Source organism: Kitasatospora sp. NPDC087271 (genome assembly GCF_044744605.1).
In the GTDB taxonomy this organism is placed as follows: domain Bacteria; phylum Actinomycetota; class Actinomycetes; order Streptomycetales; family Streptomycetaceae; genus Kitasatospora.
Window position 1 is genome coordinate 23,487 of sequence record NZ_JBIUYQ010000029.1, and the last position, 17,954, is coordinate 41,440.

Below are 17,954 nucleotides of genomic sequence, written 5' to 3' on the forward strand. Positions count from 1 at the left end.
GTCGGGAGTGTGGGCCACGGCGGTGGGGGTGGCCAGGGTGCGGGCGCTGGAGACCGAGCGGGTGGACGCGTTGTTCCGCGACCCGCTGGCACAGGCCTTCGCCACCGCCGGCGGCCTGTGGCCCTCCTCGCCGCCACCCGCTGACGAGGCCGCGCGCCGCCGCCGACTGGCCGTGTCGTTCTCCATCGTCATCAGGACGAAGTTCCTCGACGACCTGTTGCGGCAGGCCTCCGCGTCCGGGGTCCGGCAGGTCGTACTGCTCGGCGCCGGCATGGACAGCCGCGCCTTCCGGATGGACTGGCCCGAGGGCACCCGGCTGTTCGAGGTCGACACCGCCGCGCCACTGGACTTCAAGGCCTCGGTGCTGCGCCAGGAGCGGGCCGTCGCACGCTGCGAGCGGATCACCGTCGCGGCGGATCTGCGGGAGGACTGGCCGGCCGCGCTGGCCGCCGCAGGGCACGACCCGGCCGCGCCGACCGTGTGGATCGCCGAAGGACTGCTGATCTATCTGCCCGAGGACGCGGTGGAGCTGCTGCTGGCCCGGATCAGCGCGCAGTCGGCGGCAGGCAGTCGGATGGGGCTGACGTTGGGCTCGCGCGGCGTGATCGAGCGCTTCGGCGCGGACGCCGTGCCCGGCTCTGCGGCGTCCATGTGGGTCTCGGAGATGCCCGACGACCCGGTGCGCTGGCTGGCCGGGCACGGCTGGGAGGCCGACAGCCACACCCTGCGCGAGCGCGCCGCCGCCTACGGCCGCCCGGTCAGCACCCCGGCGCAGCGCGAGGAGCAGCCCGGCGGACTGGTCTCGGCGGTCCGCCGGTAGGGCGCCTCCCGGTTCCCCGGTTCTCCGATTCTGCGGTTCCCCGGATCATCGGTTCCAGGGGAGCCTGATCCGCCCAACAGCCGCCCAGCAGCCGCCGAGCAGCCGCCCGAACGCTGCCACTTCACGTGAACGAATCCAGGCCGCCGGCGGGGACGTCCCGCTGGAGGTCGCGGATGTGCGGGACCGTGGCCGCCACGTCCAGCGCGTTCCGGCAAAGGGTTCGTCAACGGTCATTCCCGAACTCCCGGATCCCGCAGGTGGCAGGCCCACCGGGTCCGGCCGGACCGGCGTTCGCCGTGGTCGGGAGGTGGAGGGGAGTTGGCGAAATCGTGTCCATGACCGGTCCGGCCCCGTTGACCGCCGGTACGGCCGGGCGGTTGGCTCGCCCCGAGCCGGCCGGCGGGGGCGGGAGGCGGTACGGCCCGAGGCAAGGGGAGGACGGTTCAGGTGGAACGGACGAACGCGAGGACCCGCGGCCGGTGGGCGGTACGGGCCGGCAGCGTGCTGGCAGCCGCGCTCCTGGCCGCCACCACGGCCCAGGTCCAGGCCCAGGCCCAGGCCGCGCCGCTCCCGGAGGGCACCGTCACGGTGAACGTCGCCCCCGACGGCACCCCGGCCGACGACTGGTCGGAGCCGCTCGGCCTGAGCGCCGACGGCCGCTACGCCCTCTTCACCTCGCTGGCCGCCAACCTGGTGCCCGGCGACACCAACCGCCTGTACGACGTGTTCGTCCGCGACCTGTGGACCGGGCACACCGAGCGGGTGAGCGTGGCCGACGACGGCGGCCAGCTCGACGGCTCCACCAACCAGGCGGCGATCAGCGCCGACGGCCGGTACGTGGCCTTCAGCACCAACGCCGCCGACGTCGTCCCGGGGCAGCACGGCGGCGGCCGGTTCGACGTCTACGTCCGCGACCGCTGGACCGGCCGCACCGAACCGCTCACCGCGGGCACCGGCGCCGGCAACTCGCTCGACCCGGCGATCAGCGCCGACGGCCGGTACGTCGCGTACACCTCGGACCGCACCGACCTCGCCCCCGGCACCCAGCCCGGCGTCCAGCCCGGCGTCCAGAACATCCACCTGACGGATCGTCGGACCGGCACCACCCGCCTGGTCAGCACCGGCCGCGACGGCGCCCCCGCCGACGGCGGCTCGGTCGAGCCCTCACTCAGCGCCGACGGCCAGACCGTCGCCTTCCGCTCGAAGGCGACCAACCTGCTACCGACCGCGCCCACGACGGCCACAACGGCCACAACGGCCACGACCACGGCCACGGCCGCCACCAAGCCCCCGCCCGCACGGCAGCTCTTCCCGCTCTACACCTACGACGCGCGCACCGGCCGGATCCAGGGCGCCAGCATCGACACCTCCGGCGCCCTGCGCGACGCCGCCAAGGCCGGACGCCTCAGCCCGGACGGCCGCTACGCCCTCTTCCGCGTCTTCGAGCGCGAGCAGGACGTCGTCCAGGTCCGCCTCTACGCCCGCGACCTGCGCACGGGCACGGTGACCACGGTCTCCGCCGTCGACTCCCAGCCCGCCGTCATGACCGCCGACGACCGCTGGGTCTACTTCGCCTCCGACTCCGCCGCCCTCGTCCCCGGCGACACCAACGGCGTCGCGGACGTCTTCCGCCGCGACCTGTGGACCGGCCGGACCGAACGCGTCAGCACGGCGGCCGACGGCAGCCAGCGGCCCGGCGCCTCCACCGCCCCCAGCGTGGACGCCCTCGGCACGACGGTCCTGTTCAGCACCCTGAACGGAACCGGCGCGGAGCTCCTGGCCCGCCGCCTGCCGCCACTCTGACTTCGGTCGAACTCCCCTCTCCGGCACTCCCGATGACGGCGACGGTGCAACGCGCCGGAGAGGGTCCAATTCGGTTGAGCGGCCGACACGGCCCTGATAACAATGTGACATGATACAAGGACTCAAGATCGCCCTCCGCGCACGCCACGAGAGCGACGTAGCCGTTCTGCAGACCGAACTGTACGACGACGTCGCCGTCCGGTCCCGGGCCGACTCCCGCCCCTGGCGGCCCATCTCGCCGGGCTCGGCAGAATCCCCCTACGCGCTGACCCCGCCCTCGGAGGAAGCGGCCTGCTTCTCCGTACTGGAGCTGGCCTCGGGGGAGTTGGCCGGGGAGGCCGTGCTCTGGGGCATCGACACCCACAACCGCACCGCCCACCTCGGGATCGCCCTGCGCCCGGGCCTGCGCGGCCGGGGCCTGGGCACGGACGTGGTCAGGGTGCTCTGCCAGTACGGCTTCGCGGTACGCGGCTTGCACCGGCTGCAACTGGAGACCCTCGCCGACAACACTCCGATGATCGCGGCCGCCCGCAGGGCCGGCTTCACCCTGGAGGGAACGCTCCGCCGCTCCGCCTGGGTGTGCGGCGAGTTCGCGGACGAGGCCGTCCTCGGGCTCCTCGCCGAAGAGTGGAGGCCGTGACCATTCCTACCAACACGGAGATCATCGGCCTGGCCCTGGACCGGATCACGGCCGGGTACGTCTTCCCCCAGCGAGTCGTGGGTGTCGTACCGGACCTCGCCACCACCTCGGGGCAGGCGCTTGCGGCGGCGCACAAGGACGCACTGCACCGCGCGGCATAGCCGCCTCAGCGCCTTCGGCGATGCCCGGAGCCTTGCAGGGACCGGGACGTCGGGGCCGCTTGCGGGGTGGCCGATCCGGTCGGCGACGGGTGGGGCGCCGTCGGCCGGGGCGAGGGTCCGGGTGACGACGTTGACGTCGACCGCGGTGATGATCGCACGGAACGGGATGCCGCCGCCGTCGCTGATCAGGTGGTCCTTGTGGATCCGACGTTCGTCATCCTGAAGGCCGCGAAAGGGTGAACTGCTCCATCTCGGTCCCGTAGTAGCGGTCAGTCAGTCCGCGTCCGGCCATCCCCAACCGACGGCAGACCGCCATCGAGGGATCGTTGCCCGGCCGAACGACCGCGTGGACCTCCGCCAGCCCGCTCGCGAACCCGGCCGCCACCAGAGCCTGGGCCGCCTCAGTGGCGAAACCGCTCCCCCAGCTGTCGGGATGGAAGTGCCACCCCACCTCCACCGCGCCGTCCCCGTCCGGAATCGGCGCCAGCAGCACCGTGCCTACCAGCACTGCCGTGTCCCGCCGCTCCACGGCCCAGCACCCGAACGGCGGGTTCACCGACCGTTCCCGGAAGCGCCCGATCAGCGCCTCCGCGGCCCCCTCGTCCGCCAGCACCTTCGGCTCCGCGCCCAGCCACCGGGCGACCTCCCAGCGGGAGTAGATGTCCAGCGCACGGTCGCGGTCGGCGGGCCGCCACTGGCGCAGGGTCAGGCGTTCGGTCTCGTACACGGGATCTCCAGGGTGAGGGTGGGCATGCCTGCGGGCGATCCTCCTCCTCGTGGACCACAGCAGCCACGGGATTTCCGTCGCGTGGAGTGCCGGCCCCCTTGCTCGGCGGACGTCACCGCCACCCGCCGTCGACGACGCCGTCACCACCGGCTCCAGCAGCTCCTGGTGAGCCCGGGTCCGTTCCACGGGGGCCTTGCCAGACACTACGGTCACCGTACTATGGTGGGGAACGTGAAGAACAAACGCTCCATGCAGGAGCCGACCTTCCTGCTCCTCACCGCGCTGGCCGACCGGCCCCGGCACGGCTACGCGCTCGGCGACGAGGTCGCCGCGATCTCCGAAGGCCGGGTACGGCTCGGCGCCGGCAGCCTGTACGGCACCCTCGACCGGCTCCTGGCCGAGGGGCTGATCCGCGTCGAGCGCGAGGAGACGGTGGACGGGCGCCCCCGGCGCGTGTTCGCCCTCACCCCGGACGGTGAACAGTCGCTCAGGAACGAGGCCGAACGCCTCCGCTCCGCACTGCGCGAGGCCGACCGGCGCCTGACGCAGACCTGGACCCGTCCCGCAGGAGGCACGGCATGACCTCGGAGCACCCCTTGAACACGCGCCTGCTGCAACGGGCCCTCCGGCTGTACCCGGCTTCCTACGGCGCCGGTGCACTCGCGGAGGTCGCCGACCTCGCCCAGCACCGGATCGCCCGCTCCGGCTCTGCGGCGGGGCTGCGCGAGGTGGCCGACGTCGCCGGGCACGGGGCCCGGCTCCGGCTGGGGATGGTCTCCCACCGGCCGCTGGGCCGGGCGTTCGCCACCGCGGCGCCGCTCGCCGCGATGCTGGCCGGAACGTACGCGGCGACCTACCTGTGGCGGAACCTGCGGCTCGCCATCAGCCCCGAGTCCCGCGGCTTCCCCGCCGGAGTCCCGGTGGGAGGCGCGCTCCTGGCGGCGACGTCGCTGCTCGTCCCCGCTGTGCTGACGGCCTGCGCGGTCGTGGCCGGCCGCTGGTCGGCCGCACGGGCCCTGGCCCTGGTGTCGCTGGTACTGGCGCCGCTGTTCTACGCCATGTGCCGCTTCGGGCTGCTCGACCTCGACTTCCGCACCGCGGCCGAACTCGGCCTCGGCCCCCGGGGGTTCGGGCTGATCGTGCTCAACACCCTCGTCCTGCTGGTCGCCCCGCCGGACCGGACCCGCAGGACCGGTGCCGGGCTCTGGCTGCTCGCCGCCACGGTCACGGCCCTGGGCATCGGCGCCACGATCACCGGCGAGTCCGCCGAGCGGATCCTCACCTCCGGCTTCGGCACCTGGGCCCCGCTCGCCACCGGTGCAGCCCTGGCCTTCACCGCCCGGACGGCCGGGAACGCGGCCCTGGCCGCGACCGTCCTGGCGGCGCCGCCCGTACTCACCCCCGTACTCCTCGGCGGCCACGCGTCGGTCGCGGCGATGCTGCCTCAGCTCCTCATCCCGTCCGCCTTCGGCTACCTGACGGCCCGAAGCGCGATCCTCCTCATCGACCGTCTCCCCCGACGGGGCCGTGTCTCCCGCCCCTGACCGGCTCCGCGCCAGGACGCCCTGGCCCTCTCCCCCGGTGAGTCCGGCCGGCCGGAGCTCGGCGAAGGCCGACGAGCCGAGGTGCTGCAACAAGGTCGGTAGGCCCGGACATCGGTCTGTCGGAACAGCCGTTGTGCTCACGGCTCCGACAGCACCGATGTCGAAGCGCCCTTGCTGGAACCGACGGCCTACCGAGAAACCACCACCCGACTCCATCCGCGACCGAGGCGACCGGACGTGGCGGCGAGTTCCGTGGGCGGTCCGCTGCGTGACCGACCACCGGCACCACCCGGGTCGAACCGAGAGTCGCCCGCGTGGCCAGTTCCTCGACGCTGGTCACCGTGCACCTCCGACCACGACGGGCACGAGGCGGCGATGTCACCTCACGTGCTTCCGCGTCCACCGATTCGTCGAGCTGACCTGACCGGTCGTTGGCGCGGAGAGGGTCTGCGAGGTACGGCTCGGCGGGTCGGATGGACACGGTCGCGGCAACCGGGCCCGGCCGGGTGTCAGGGGTGGTAGTCGGTGAGGGTGTGGGTGGGGGTCCAGCCCTGGGCGCGGGCGCGGGTGAGGTCGAGGACGACGCTGCGGGTGAGGAGGTCGACGGTGTAGGGGGTGAGTCCGGGGATGCGGGTGGTGCGGGCGGCGAGGCGGGCGAGGGGTGCGGGGAGGTGGGCGATGCGGGCGGGGACGCGGTGGGCGGCGAGGACGTGGCGCAGGGCGTCGTCGCGGCGGTAGGGGGTGGCGTCGGCGATGTTGTAGGCGCCGGGCGGCCAGGGCGGGGTGCCGGTGAGGCCGAGGGCGGACAGGCAGGCGTCGGTGAGGTTGGCGACGGCGGTGAGGCTGAGCGGGATGTCGCGGCCGGGCAGCGGGAGCAGGCCGTGCCGGGCGCGGGCGAGCAGTTCGGGGACGAGGTGGGGGTCGCCGGGGCCGTAGACGGCGCGGGGGCGCAGGACGACGGCGCCGGCCGCGAGGGCGAGGCGTTCGGCGGCGGCCTTGGTGCGGCCGTAGGCGTTGAGGTGGCCGGCGGCGGTGGGGTGGTCCTCGGTGACGGCGGGGGCAGCGGTGGCGGCGGGGGCGGTGCGGGCGGTGGTGCGCGGGTCGTAGACGCTGGCGCTGCTCACGTGGACGAGGGGGCGGCCGGCGGCCGCGCGCAGGACGCGTTCGGTGCCGGTGACGTTGACGGCGTGCTGGTGGGCTTCGGCGGGATCGCCCGGGGGCAGGTCGGCGACGGCGGCGGCGCAGTGGACGACGAGGTCGGCGCCGGTGAAGTCGGGCTCGCCCTCGTCTGCGTCCCAGGGGCGGTGGCGGCCGACCGGGCCGGGGCGGCGGCCGTGGCAGGAGACTTCGAGGCCCAGGGCGGCGGCGGTGCGGGCGAGGTGGGCGCCGCAGAAGCCGGTGGCGCCGGTGATGGCGAGGTGCATCAGGATCTTCCCCGTCGGACGGTGAGTTCGGCGTAGCCGGGCAGGGCGCTGCGGCGGTCGACCCGCGCGCGGGTGACGACCGGGTGGTGGGGGGCGAGCGCCAGGAGGAGGTCGGCGAGCAGGGCGCGGGCCAGTCCGGCTCCGGGGCAGGCGTGCGGGCCGGCGCCGAAGACGGCCTGGGTGGCGGCGGGATCGTCGGCCGGGCCGCGGCGGTGGGCCCGGGCGGCGTGCCGGGCGACCAGGACCAGCCGGTCGCCGGCCCGTACGGGGTGCCCGGCGAGGGTGGTGTCGGCGGCGGCGACCCGGGGCAGCAGCGGGGACGGGGCGGTCAGGCGCAGGAGTTCGGCGGCGAGGCGGGGTGCGGTCGTCTCGCTCACGGTCGGCCAGAGCCCGGCGTCGGCGCACCAGGCGACGGCCCGGGGCAGTGCGGCGACGGTGGTGTTCACGGCGGCGACGGCCACCATGGCGTCACGTGCGTCACGTGCGTCGGGCGCGTCGGGCGCGTCGGGCAGCAGGGCGGCGAGCCGGGCCGCGGCGGCGACCGTGGCGGCGACCGCGTCCGGGCCGCGGCGGCGGAGGCCCGGGAGGTGGTCGCGGGCGGCGTGGGCGGCGGCTTCGGCCGCGGCGTGGGCGAGGCGGTGCGGGCAGGACTGCGCGCCGGTCAGGGCGGCGGCCGTGACACCGGCCAACTCGCGCGCCAGTGAGACGATTTCGAGCTCGCCGGCGGCAAGGTCCGGGATCCGCGTCGCGAGCACGGCCTGCCAGTGCGGGCGGATCCGTTGCTGTGCGGCGGTGTCGAGGCCGCCGGCCAGGGCGCGGCGGGCGCTTCGGTGTTCGGCGCCGTCCTGGTCGAACAGCAGTCCGCCGACGGTGAGTTCGGCCGCTGCGCCGCCGGTGGTGCCGGGTGCGGTGCGGTCCAGCGGGACCTGGGTGAGCGCTTCGCGGTAGGCCTCGGTGCCGTGCACCAGCACGGTGCGGCCGAGCCGGACCACCGGGCGGCGGCGGGTGGCGGCGAGCAGGGCGAAGAGCAGGGGGTGGCTGCGCAGGTAGACCCGGCGGTCCCGGCGGCGGGCCCGGCGGGCGGCGGCGGGTGGGGGCGGCGGCGGGGGCACCGATGCGGTCATCGGTGCGGTCATCGGTGCGGTCACGGGGTCGGTCACCGGTCCAGCTCCCGTGCGCAGTGCGCGGCGGCCGCCGCCCGGTCGGGCTTGCGGGAGCGGCCCGCGAGCGGGACCTCGCCGAACAGGACGGCGTCCGGCCGGGCCGCTGCCATCCGGTCGAGCGGTCGGCGCAGGGCCTCGCGCAGGCGCCGCGGGTCGGTGCCCGGCGCCGGCTGGACGAGGGCGACCAGCCGCTCGTCGCCGTCCCCGGCCGGAACGCCGACCAGGACGGCGAGTTCGACGCCCGGCAGGTGCAGCGCCGGTTCGTACAGGCCGGGGTAGATGTTCTCGGCGCGGCGCAGCACCATGTCCTTGAGGCGGCCGGCGAGGACGATCCGTCCGTCGGGGGTGAGCGCGGCGCGGTCGCCGGTGCGCACCCAGGGGTCGGGGTCCTCGCCGAGGTAGCGGTGGCGGGCGCCCGGGCCGGTGAGCAGCAGTCCACCGCCGGTGGCGATCCGGGCGCGGACGCCGGGCAGGGGCGCTCCGACCAGGTCGCCGTCCCCGTCGTGGGCGCTCTTGTCCGCCTCCTCGACGGCGGCGGCCGGGAACAGTTCGGTGAGCGCGTAGACGCTCCAGGCCTGGTGGGCGCCGGACTGCTTGACCCGACGCAACAGGGCGGCGTCGGCCGGGGCCGAGCCCGTCCAGACCCGGCCGGTGAAGCGGGCCCCGGCGGCGAGGGCGGCGCGCAGTTGCGGTGGGGTGAGGTAGGTGTGGGCGGGGCCGAGGCGGGCGAGTTGGCGGCCGAGCGCGGCGGGCCGGCGGGCGGGCAGCACCACGGCGGCGCCCGCGGCGAGGGCCGGGACGAGGACGAAGAACGTCCCGCCGAGGACGACCGTCCCGGGGCGCGGGTCGACCAGGTCGGCGACGGTGCGCAGCCCGGCGGCCAGCCCGTCCCGGGTGTGGACGACGGCGCGCGGGCGCGCGGTGGTGCCGGAGGTGAAGACGATCACCGCGTCCGTTTCCGGGCCGCCGTCAGGTCGGGCGGGCGGGGTCGCGCCGGCAGGGCGCAGGTGCGCCGCGCAGCCGGGCAGGTGCGGCGCGCAGCCGGGCAGGCGGCGGCCCAGGGTGGCGACCGGCCCGAGTGCGGTGAGGCGGGGCAGGGCGAGGTCGGCGCGGCGGGCGAGCGGCCCGGCCCAGCCGGCCACGGCCTGGGCGGCGGCGTCGGCGAGGACGAGATCGGGGCGGGCCAGGGTGAGCCGGGCGGCGAGCACGTCGGGCCCGGCGGTCGGGTCGAGGACGGCGATGCGCAGGCCCAGCCGGTGCGCGGCGAGCATGACGGCCAGTGCGCGCGGCCCGGGCCGGACGGCGACGCCGACGGTGTCGCCGGGGCCGAGGCCGTGGGCGTGCAGCGCGGCGGCGTAGCCGTCGGCCAGGTCGGCGAGTTCGCCGCGGCGGATCACCGTGCGGACGGTGCCCAGGCGGGTGTGGCGCAGGACGGCGGGCCGGTCGGGGTGGTCGGTGCGCAGGGCGTGGGTGAGCCGGTCGAGCATGGCGGGGTCCTTCGGCGGGCTGCGGAGCGGCGGGCTGCGGAGTGGAACGGAGCGGGTCCGGTCGGGAAAGGGCCGGTGAGGAGCGAGGCGCGCGGGCTGTCAGCGCACGTCGACGGCGCGCGGCCCCGCGCCGCGCTCCAGGTACCAGCGCGCGGTGCCCACCACGCCGTACGCGCGGATGCGCCGGGTGGAGTTCTGCACCACCATGTCGCGGCGGCGCACCACCGCCGTGGTGTGCCGGCGGACCCTGTTGAGGAACGCCCGGTCGGTGGGTGAGGGCCGCCGCGGCATGCCGCCGACGGCGAGGTAGAGCTCGGCGGTGATCGCCATGTTGTTGCCCGCGTGCATCCGGTACGGGGTCAGGTAGCCGTGCCGGCGGCGGTGCGCGGGCCGGATCCGCCCGAAGAAGGCGCCGAGCGCGACCAGTGCCAGGAACACCGCGCGCCCGGCCGGGCCGTGCTCGTCGTGGCGGGCGGTGACCCGGCCGCAGACCAGCCCGCCGGAGGCGACCAGCCCTGCGCGGGCCGCGGCCGTCCAGCCCGGTTCGGGCAGGCAGTCGGCGTCGGTGCGGGCGAGCAGGGTGGCGCCGTGGGCGATGGCGTACCGGAAGGCGGTGTCCACCGCGGAACCGACGCCCTTCTCCCGCTCGACCACCACCTCGACCGGGAACGGCGCGTGCGCGGCGAAGGCCCGCACCAGGGCGACGGTGCCGTCGGTGGAGCCGTTGTCGGCGACGAGCAGGGTGAAGTTTCGGTCGCGCTGGCCGGTGAGGGCGCGCAACACGCCCTCGATCCGGGCCTCCTCCTGGTAGGCGGGGACCACCACCCACAGGTCGGTCCTCACGAAGCCTCCCAGACCACGGTCATGAGGCTGACGCCACCGCCGAGACCGATCAGCAGCACCTTCTCGCCGGGCGCCAACGTGCCGCGTATTCGGTCGAGTTGCACGCCCAACGTGGCACTGGCCACGTTGCCGAGTTCCGGCACGGTCAGAACCAGCTTCCCGGCCGGCACCCCGGTCAGCTCGACGAAGCGTTCCAGGTAGGGGATCGTCACCTGGTGCACCAGCACCCGGGCGTAGTCGTCCCAGCCGAGGCCGGTGCGGGCGGCGAGCCGGGCCAGGGCGGCGGGGCCGATCTCCTCGAAGATGCCGCGCAGTTCCTTGCCGCCGCCCCGGAAGTAGCTGTACTCGTCGCCGCGCGGGTGTCGGGAGCCGCCGCCGGGGATGCCGCCGGCCGGCCAGTGCTCGGAGGCCGTCTCCGTCCCGACGTCGAGGATGCCGCCCCGCTCCACGGCCTCGACGACGACGGCCGCCCCGGCGTCGCCGAAGGTGTAGCCGGCGAAGCCGTCCCGGAACTCCGCCGGGGAGGACGGCGTGCGGAGCATGGCCCGGCTGGGTGTCTCGCCGGTGACGACCAGGGCCCGCCGGGCCCGGCCGGCCAGGATCATCGCGCGGGCCAGGTCGATCCCGTTGAGGAAGCTGTTGCAGGCGTTGCTGACGTCCAACGCGTGTGCACGGGTGCCGAGTTCGGCCTGCACGATGTGGGCGGTGGCGGGCTCGCACACGTCCCGGGTGGCGGAGGCGAACAGCAGCAGGTCCACGTCCTGCGGGCGCAGTGCACGGGCGGCGAGGGCGCGTCGGGCGGCGCCGACCGCCAGGGTGGAGGCGTACTCGCCGTCGGCGGCGAAGTGCCGGGTGCGGATGCCGGTCGCCTTCTCGAACATCCGCTCCGGAAGGGCGAGTCGGCCGCCGGCGGTGACCTCGTCCTGGAGCTGCTGGGAGGTGAGCCGGCGGGCCGGCAGGTGGGAGCCGACGGCGGTGATGCCGATCCTCGGTGTTGCTGCTGTGTGCATGCCCCCATGCTCCGGCGGCACGACCGGGCCGGCCTGAGTACGGGTACTCAGGCCGGCCCGCCGGGCTACCCGATCACGTCTGCGCAGATGGACGGTGGACGGTTGCCGGGACTCCGGCGCGTGCAGCACCTGTGGTGCCGTCACCGGTCCGGGTGGCTACTCACCGCAGCGGCCGACCAACTTCGCGTTACAGCCCCGCCGAGACCCCGAGCCCTGTCATGATCGGCATGTTGCGTCTCGTAGATCCTCGATCCTCGGAAAGCAGGAGTGGCTGTGGCAGAGCGACAGAACGGCACGGTGAAGTGGTTCAACGACGAGAAGGGCTACGGCTTCATCACCCCGGAGTCCGGAGCGGACCTGTTCGTTCACTTCCGGGCGATCCAGGGAAGCGGCTTCAAGTCCCTGGTTGAGGGCCAGAAGGTGACCTTCGTGGCGGTCCAGGGCCAGAAGGGGCTCCAGGCCGACGAGGTCCAGGTGGTGGGGTAGTAGCAGTTCCTCCCCTTCCTCCCCCGGGCCCCGGTCCGAACGGGAGATGCGGGAGATGCGAGGGATCACGCCCTGGGCGGCCTCCGTTCGATCGGGGCCGCCCAAGCCGTTCTGAACGGCTGGCCGGCTCGCCGGGCGGTCAGCCGCCCGACGTCTCGACGGTCCTCAGCCGCGCCGGGTGCCGGCCGGCCGGTTGCGGTGGCGGCCGACGGTGCCGACGCGTTTGAGGGTCCGGACGATCGGGGCGGTCTCGACCGTGTCGATGCCCGGGAGGGCGCCGAGACGGTCGGTCAGGTAGTCGTACAGGTACTCGTCGTCGGGGCAGAGGACGGCGGCGAGGAGGTTGGTCCGCCCCGTGGTGGCGGCGGCGTAGGCGACTTCGGGGTGTTCCGCCAGGGCTGCGCCGACGGCGGCGAGGTGCGAGGGCCGCACCGACATCCAGATGGCGGTGGTGGTCGGGCTGCCCAGCAGCCGCTCGTCGACGTCCACGACGAAGAAGAGCGCTCCGGCCGCGCGCAGGTGGGCGATCCGGCGGCGCACCGTCGACTCGTGGCAGCGGGCCTCGGCGGCCAGCGCCGCGTACGTCGTACGGCCGTCGCGGGCCAGCGCGGCGAGCAGCGTGTGGTCGAGGTCGTTGAGCTCGGTGAGCCCGGTGGGCTCCAGCGACGGCGCCCAGGACGGCGACGACGGCCGGGCGTCGGAAGGCGGGAGCCTCGGGGGTGGGAAGGCAGGCGGCGGGAACGCGGGGGCGAGCGCGTCCCGCTGGTCCTGGTCCAGCGCGCAGGTCAGGGCGCCCCAGGTGGTCGGGCCGCCCTTGAACAGCCGCAGCACGCGCTGCGCGGTGATCGAGGTGACCCCCGGGAGCCGGTCGAGCAGTTGCACCGGCGCGTCCTGGGCGCGGTCGCGGTGCGCCACGAGATGGCAGATGATCTCGGTGGCGCCGGAGGCGAGCTGGACCCACCGCGTGTCCTCCCGCGCGGCCAGGGCCCGGGCCAGGCCGAGCGACGCGCCGGGGGCGGACCGCAGTCGCAGCGCCCACACGGTCTGCCCGACGGGCCGGGGGTTGAGCCGACCGATGACGCGCAGCCCGGCGCTCTCGCACAGCGCGGCGTAGCGGCGGGCGACGACCTGCTCGGAGACGCCCAGCACCGAGGCGATCCGGCGCAGGGGGGCACGCCCGTCGATCTGCAGGGCGTGGATCAGCCGGAGATTGAGGGATTCCACGGATCCAGACCCTACCCGGGGCGGTATCCGGCACCTACGTCCGGACTCGTTGCGTCCGCTCGCGGCCGATCCGGATCATCGGTGCGCAGGCCGACGCGGCACCTGTCCGCGCGGAACTGCGATCCCCGTGACGGCCGCGCCGAGGCTCGGCCGCCACCCGCGAGGAAGAGGAGGAGGGGAGATCCGGGCACACCACCCGGCTCCCCGACGGCAGATGAGCACATTCCGTGATCTTCGGCATTACATCGACCACCTGACCGAGGCCCTCGGGAAGGACGAAGTCCTCCAGATCGACGGCGCCGACCGGGACCTGGACATCGGAGGCATCACCGAACTGCTGGCGGAGCGGGAAGGCCCCGCCCTGATGTTCGACAACATTCCGGGATTCCCCACGGGGTACCGGGTGTTCACCAACTTCATGGGGACGCCCGCCCGCACCGCGGTGGCGCTCGGGCTGCCGCACGACACCCCCGAGCTCGACATCGTGCGGGCCTGGAAGGACCTCAGCAAGCGGATCGAGCCCGTTCCCCCGGTGGAGGTCGCCACCGGCCCGGTCCTGGAGAACGTCCTGGTCGGCGAGGACGTGGACCTCGGGATCTTCCCCACCCCGCGCTGGCACGACAGGGACGGCGGCCGCTACATCGGCACCGCCTGCATGGTGATCACCCGCGACCCCGACAGCGGCTGGGTCAACGTCGGCACCTACCGGGCCTGCGTCCAGGGCCGCGACCGGCTCTCGCTGTGGATGCTCGGCAACCGGCACGCCAAGGCGATCGCCGAGAAGTACTGGGCGCGCGGCCAGACCTGCCCGATCGCCGTGGTGGTGGGCCAGGACCCGATCCTCTCGACCGCCGCCGCGATCGCCGCACCGTCCGGGATGTCGGAGTACGACCTGGCGGGCGGGCTGCGCGGGGAGGGCGTCGAGGTCCTGTACGCGCCGGGCAGCGAGCTTCCGATCCCGGCGCACGCCGAGATCGTGATCGAGGGCGAACTGCCGCCGGTCGAGGAGGAGTCCGTCCTGGAGGGCCCCTTCGGGGAGTGGACCGGCTACTACACGCACTCGGGCCAGGAGACCGTCGTCCGGGTCACCCGGATCCTGCACCGCGACGACCCGATCATCCTGGGCGCCCCGCCCATGCTGCCGACCATCCCGGCCGGCGACCAGGCCGTTCCGCTCTACTCGGCGTCGCTGACCTGGGACCACCTGGAAGCGTCCGGCGTGCAGAACGTCAAGGGCGTGTGGGCCTACGCCCGGCAGCTGCTGATGGTCGTCTCCATCGAGCAGACCGGCGCGGGGGACGCCATGCACGCGCTGCTGGCGGCGGCCGGGCGCAAGCGCACCGGCGGCATGGAACGGTACTTCGTCGTGGTCGACGAGGACATCGACATCACCGACATCAACCACGTCCTGTGGGCGATGTTCACCCGCGTCCACCCGACCGAGTCCATCCAGGTCCTGCGTGCGCCCACCACCGCCATCGACCCCCGGCTCGCACCCGACAGGCTCGCCGCCGGCGACCTGTCGATGGGCATCGTGCTCATCGACGCGTGCAAGCCGTTCGCGTGGAAGGACCGGTACCCGGCGGCCAACCGCGTCGACCAGGCCACCCGCGAGCGGCTGCGCGAACGCTGGGCGGGCGTCCTGGCGCTGTAGCCCGCCGGGGCGGTGAGGGAGCAGCGGCGCGCCCCCTCCCTCACCCTCCCCTCCGGCCCTTCCCCCTACGCCAGGAGCACATTGTGTCCGCCACACCCCCCACCACACCCCCCGCCACCCGCCTCGTCATCGGAGTCACCGGCGCCACCGGCGCCCCGATCGCCGTCCGCCTGCTACAGGTCCTGCGCGAGGTACCGCAGGTGGAGACCCACCTCGTCCTGAGCACCTGGGCCCGCTCCACCATCGAGGTGGAGACGCCCTACAGCGCCCGTCGCTTCGCCGAACTCGCCGACGTGACACACAAGTTCGGCGACCTCGGCGCCACCATCTCCTCCGGCTCCTACCCGGTCGCGGGCATGGCCATCGTCCCGTGCAGCATGAAGACGCTCGCGGCCGTCCGGCACGGCATGGCCGACAACCTCATCGCCCGCGCAGCCGACGTCACGCTCAAGGAACGGCGCCCACTGGTCCTCGTGCCCCGGGAGACACCCCTCAACGAGATCCACCTGGAGAACATGCTCGCGCTCTCCCGGATGGGCGTACGCATCGTCCCGCCGATGCCGGCCTTCTACGACATCCCGAACGGCATCGGCGACCTCGTCGACCACATCGTCATGCGCGTCCTCGACCAGTTCGACCTCCCCGCAGGCACCGCCGACATCGCGGAACGCTGGCAGGGCCTGGCCGACACCCGCCGCCACCACCCCTAGCATCGCGCGGCACACCCACCCGCTACGAACACACCACAGCGCTGGCCGCAGCCACCCACGTGTGGCCGCGACCAGCGCTCTTCGGAATCAGTCGAGGATGGCGTCGATCTCCACTTCAACGAGCCATTCGGGATCGATGAAACGTGAAACCTCGACGACGGTGCAGACCGGACGGACCGACGCGAACCGCTCCCCGTGCGCTCGCGCGGCCTCCTTCCAGCGCGTCACATCGGTGAGCATGAGACGGGTCCGCACAACGTCCCCCAACGACGCCCCCGCCTCCTTCAGCGCGGCCTCCGCAATGTCCAGACACCTGACAGTCTGGGCGTACACATCGCCCTTCCCCACGGTCGTCCCACCGTCCCCGATGGGAGCAGTCCCCGCGACTGCAACGTGTGACCCCTTGCGGACTGCCCGGGAAAAGCCGATCTGAGGTTCGAGAGGCGAGCCGGAACTGACTATCTGCCGATGATCCATCGCACCATGCTCCCAGAGCACCGCACATCTGAAAACAGGCCCTCCACCGGACACTTCGCCCCTGAAGCAGCCCGTCCCCACGCCCGCGGGGCCGATCTGGTCCAGGCGATCTGGCTGGGCGTCGCGGCGGAGCAATCCCCGCGCGTGCGGGGCCGATCTGCCCGGGGCCGCTTCTCCGCACTCCTGGGCGGAGCAATCCCCGCGCGTGCGGGGCCGATCCCGCGCTGCGCGCCTACGCGGATCTCCTCGCGGAGCAATCCCCGCGCGTGCGGGGCCGATCTTCTCGCGGGCCTTGTGGTCTTCTTCGGCGAGGAGCAATCCCCGCGCGTGCGGGGCCGATCGAGGGCGCTACGCGCTGGCCGCTCGGGACTTCGAGCAATCCCCGCGCGTGCGGGGCCGATTTCACCGGCCTTTTGGCGACGTCGGCGACCTGGGAGCAATCCCCGCGCGTGCGGGGCCGATGCTTCGTGACCTGCGGGTTTATCGGCGGGAGCGGGCTGAGAGGATCAGTCCGTCGAAGTCGACGGGCTTCCAGCGGTCCTTGCCGGCGGTGCGGACGGTCCAGCCCTGTTCGTTGGTGGCGGGTTCGACGAGGACGGCTTGGCCGTCGCCGATGCGGGTGGCGAGGAGGTCCCAGAGGCGGTCGCGGATGCGGCGGCTGGGGGTGCCGACGAAGACGCCGGCGTTGACTTCGACCATCCAGCGGGTGAGGTGGCCGCGCAGGCCTTCGGGGGCGGCGATGAGGATGATGACGGTCATGGGCTGTCCGTGTCCTGGGTGAACTCCTGGCCGATGATGGCCAGGTGTTCGTCTCCCATGCCCGGGTCGGAGACTGGGGGCGTCGGTGTGCCTTCCGTCCCGGACCAGTTGACGCCGCCCTGGACCGTGCCGACGCGTTCGTCCCAGAGTTCGTTGACCTCGACGTCCGGCATGTCGGTGCCGTCCGGGCTGAGGAGGGCCTTGACGTCGTGGACGATGCGGCCGAGCAGCTTGTCCTGGGCGATGCGGTCGCGCAGGCCGAGCCGGGCGTCGCGTTCCTCGGTGTGGCCCTGCTCGGCGAGGTCGAAGGCGAGGGGGATGGTGTATTCGGCCTTGTAGAGGTCCGCGATGTCGAGGACGAACGAGGTCGCCAGGCCGGTGTGGACGAAGCCGAGGCCGGGGCTGGCGCCCAGGCCGGTGATGACCGCGTGGCAGATCCCGTAGAGCGCGGCGTTGGCCGCCGACAGGAGCCGGTTCAGGTCGTCGCCTGCGGCATACGCATCGCCCGCCTTGTAGACCCGGCCGTTCCAGGGAACACCCGTTCGGCGGGACTCGGCCTGGTAGAGCTTGCGGATACGGGCGCCCTCGCGGCCGCGCAGCTGCTGCATGGTGGCGGCGCTGACGTCCTCGCCGGGGAAGCGCATGCGGTACATGGTCCGGGCGACGGCGAGGCGTTCCTTGGTGCGGCTGACCAGCCAGGCCTGCCGGTTGAGGAGGGCCGCGCCACGGCTGGGGCCGAGTCCTGCCGCGTACATCCGCACGCCCTGCTCGCCGACCCAGCACACGGTGGTGCCGGAGTCGGCGAGCAGGTTGACGGCGCCGTGGGTGATGCGGGTGCCCGGGCCGAGCAGCATCACGGCGACCATGGCGGCCGGGACCCGGACGGCCTCGCGCTTGTTGATGACGACGACGGCGTTCTCGTCGCGGTCGATGTGGCTGCGCTCGACGTAGACGCTGGAGACGCGGTCGGCGAGGCGGTGCAGGTCGTGGGGGTGGGCTTTCCACCAGATGTCGGCCATCGG

General features: G+C 74.1%; 20 protein-coding genes and 1 CRISPR repeat array. Of the genes, 10 read left to right on the plus strand and 10 right to left on the minus strand.

Translation table 11 applies throughout. The features are described 5' to 3' along the window. The first annotated feature begins 7 nt into the window (after positions 1-7). From ACIO9K_RS32695 to ACIO9K_RS32715, 5 genes are all read left to right on the plus strand, one after another. Positions 8-820: a class I SAM-dependent methyltransferase gene (locus ACIO9K_RS32695; protein WP_400335296.1), complete on the plus strand. Its 813-nt coding sequence runs from the start codon at positions 8-10 to the stop codon at positions 818-820. A gap of 447 nt (positions 821-1,267) precedes the next feature. After that, a complete protein-coding gene (locus tag ACIO9K_RS32700) occupies positions 1,268-2,623 on the plus strand; it encodes a TolB family protein (RefSeq protein WP_400335211.1) in 1,356 nt (451 codons plus the stop codon). Between the two features lie 109 nt (positions 2,624-2,732). Then, a complete protein-coding gene (locus ACIO9K_RS32705) occupies positions 2,733-3,263 on the plus strand; it encodes a GNAT family protein (RefSeq protein WP_363619610.1) in 531 nt (176 codons plus the stop codon). After that, the gene (locus ACIO9K_RS32710) at positions 3,260-3,424 is read left to right on the plus strand and encodes a hypothetical protein (RefSeq protein WP_400335213.1); all 165 of its coding nucleotides are present in this window, start codon (positions 3,260-3,262) and stop codon (positions 3,422-3,424) included. The genes ACIO9K_RS32705 and ACIO9K_RS32710 overlap by 4 nt, the downstream gene beginning before the upstream one ends. A gap of 66 nt (positions 3,425-3,490) precedes the next feature. Then, positions 3,491-3,664, plus strand: coding sequence for a hypothetical protein (locus ACIO9K_RS32715; RefSeq protein WP_400335215.1), 174 nt, complete (start codon positions 3,491-3,493; stop codon positions 3,662-3,664). Here the strand turns inward: ACIO9K_RS32715 and ACIO9K_RS32720 are convergent. Further along, complete coding sequence (locus ACIO9K_RS32720) at positions 3,639-4,151, minus strand: GNAT family N-acetyltransferase (RefSeq protein WP_363629986.1); 513 nt, start codon at positions 4,149-4,151, stop codon at positions 3,639-3,641. The genes ACIO9K_RS32715 and ACIO9K_RS32720 overlap by 26 nt on opposite strands. A gap of 249 nt (positions 4,152-4,400) precedes the next feature. Between ACIO9K_RS32720 and ACIO9K_RS32725 the strand changes: the two genes are divergently transcribed. Continuing rightward, entirely contained in the window at positions 4,401-4,733 is a 333-nt protein-coding gene (locus ACIO9K_RS32725; RefSeq protein WP_079136622.1) for a PadR family transcriptional regulator, read from the plus strand. Beyond that, positions 4,730-5,695 carry a hypothetical protein gene (locus ACIO9K_RS32730; protein WP_400335217.1) on the plus strand — a complete coding sequence of 322 codons (966 nt, stop codon included), beginning with the start codon at positions 4,730-4,732 and terminating at the stop codon, positions 5,693-5,695. The genes ACIO9K_RS32725 and ACIO9K_RS32730 overlap by 4 nt, the downstream gene beginning before the upstream one ends. 509 nt (positions 5,696-6,204) lie before the next feature. On the opposite strand, the gene ACIO9K_RS32735 is transcribed toward ACIO9K_RS32730, so the two are convergent. From ACIO9K_RS32735 to ACIO9K_RS32755, 5 genes are all read right to left on the minus strand, one after another. Then, a complete protein-coding gene (locus tag ACIO9K_RS32735; RefSeq protein ID WP_400335219.1) occupies positions 6,205-7,119 on the minus strand; it encodes an NAD-dependent epimerase/dehydratase family protein in 915 nt (304 codons plus the stop codon). Beyond that, the gene (locus ACIO9K_RS32740) at positions 7,119-8,279 is read right to left on the minus strand and encodes a cytochrome P450 (protein ID WP_400335222.1); all 1,161 of its coding nucleotides are present in this window, start codon (positions 8,277-8,279) and stop codon (positions 7,119-7,121) included. The genes ACIO9K_RS32735 and ACIO9K_RS32740 overlap by 1 nt, the downstream gene beginning before the upstream one ends. Continuing rightward, a complete protein-coding gene (locus ACIO9K_RS32745; protein WP_400335224.1) occupies positions 8,276-9,769 on the minus strand; it encodes a class I adenylate-forming enzyme family protein in 1,494 nt (497 codons plus the stop codon). Before ACIO9K_RS32745 ends, ACIO9K_RS32740 begins: the two co-directional genes overlap by 4 nt. Before the next feature lie 99 nt (positions 9,770-9,868). Further along, positions 9,869-10,612, minus strand: coding sequence for a glycosyltransferase (locus ACIO9K_RS32750; protein WP_400335226.1), 744 nt, complete (start codon positions 10,610-10,612; stop codon positions 9,869-9,871). Continuing rightward, positions 10,609-11,622: a 3-oxoacyl-ACP synthase III family protein gene (locus ACIO9K_RS32755; protein ID WP_400335227.1), complete on the minus strand. Its 1,014-nt coding sequence runs from the start codon at positions 11,620-11,622 to the stop codon at positions 10,609-10,611. Before ACIO9K_RS32755 ends, ACIO9K_RS32750 begins: the two co-directional genes overlap by 4 nt. Positions 11,623-11,895: 273 nt before the next feature. Between ACIO9K_RS32755 and ACIO9K_RS32760 the strand changes: the two genes are divergently transcribed. Continuing rightward, the gene (locus ACIO9K_RS32760) at positions 11,896-12,108 is read left to right on the plus strand and encodes a cold-shock protein (protein WP_363583369.1); all 213 of its coding nucleotides are present in this window, start codon (positions 11,896-11,898) and stop codon (positions 12,106-12,108) included. A gap of 165 nt (positions 12,109-12,273) precedes the next feature. Here the strand turns inward: ACIO9K_RS32760 and ACIO9K_RS32765 are convergent, their stop codons facing one another. Continuing rightward, the gene (locus ACIO9K_RS32765; protein ID WP_363619592.1) at positions 12,274-13,332 is read right to left on the minus strand and encodes an Lrp/AsnC family transcriptional regulator; all 1,059 of its coding nucleotides are present in this window, start codon (positions 13,330-13,332) and stop codon (positions 12,274-12,276) included. Positions 13,333-13,546: 214 nt separating this feature from the next. Between ACIO9K_RS32765 and ACIO9K_RS32770 the strand changes: the two genes are divergently transcribed. Continuing rightward, the gene (locus ACIO9K_RS32770) at positions 13,547-14,986 is read left to right on the plus strand and encodes a UbiD family decarboxylase (RefSeq protein ID WP_400335229.1); all 1,440 of its coding nucleotides are present in this window, start codon (positions 13,547-13,549) and stop codon (positions 14,984-14,986) included. Positions 14,987-15,069: 83 nt separating this feature from the next. Next, positions 15,070-15,696, plus strand: a complete 627-nt coding sequence (locus tag ACIO9K_RS32775; protein WP_400335231.1) for a UbiX family flavin prenyltransferase — start codon at positions 15,070-15,072, stop codon at positions 15,694-15,696. Positions 15,697-15,783: 87 nt separating this feature from the next. On the opposite strand, the gene ACIO9K_RS32780 is transcribed toward ACIO9K_RS32775, so the two are convergent. The 3 genes from ACIO9K_RS32780 to cas1e all read right to left on the minus strand — a co-directional run bounded on the left by ACIO9K_RS32780 (position 15,784) and on the right by cas1e (position 17,951). Beyond that, complete coding sequence (locus ACIO9K_RS32780) at positions 15,784-16,173, minus strand: RidA family protein (protein ID WP_363378571.1); 390 nt, start codon at positions 16,171-16,173, stop codon at positions 15,784-15,786. Positions 16,174-16,241: 68 nt separating this feature from the next. Further along, a CRISPR array of direct repeats spans positions 16,242-16,635; the repeat unit is 28 nt; unit sequence GAGCAATCCCCGCGCGTGCGGGGCCGAT. An 18-nt stretch (positions 16,636-16,653) separates the two neighbouring features. Then, positions 16,654-16,932: a type I-E CRISPR-associated endoribonuclease Cas2e gene (gene cas2e, locus ACIO9K_RS32785; RefSeq protein ID WP_331744407.1), complete on the minus strand. Its 279-nt coding sequence runs from the start codon at positions 16,930-16,932 to the stop codon at positions 16,654-16,656. Next, complete coding sequence (gene cas1e, locus ACIO9K_RS32790) at positions 16,929-17,951, minus strand: type I-E CRISPR-associated endonuclease Cas1e (protein WP_400335234.1); 1,023 nt, start codon at positions 17,949-17,951, stop codon at positions 16,929-16,931. Before cas1e ends, cas2e begins: the two co-directional genes overlap by 4 nt. Positions 17,952-17,954 lie beyond the last annotated feature (3 nt).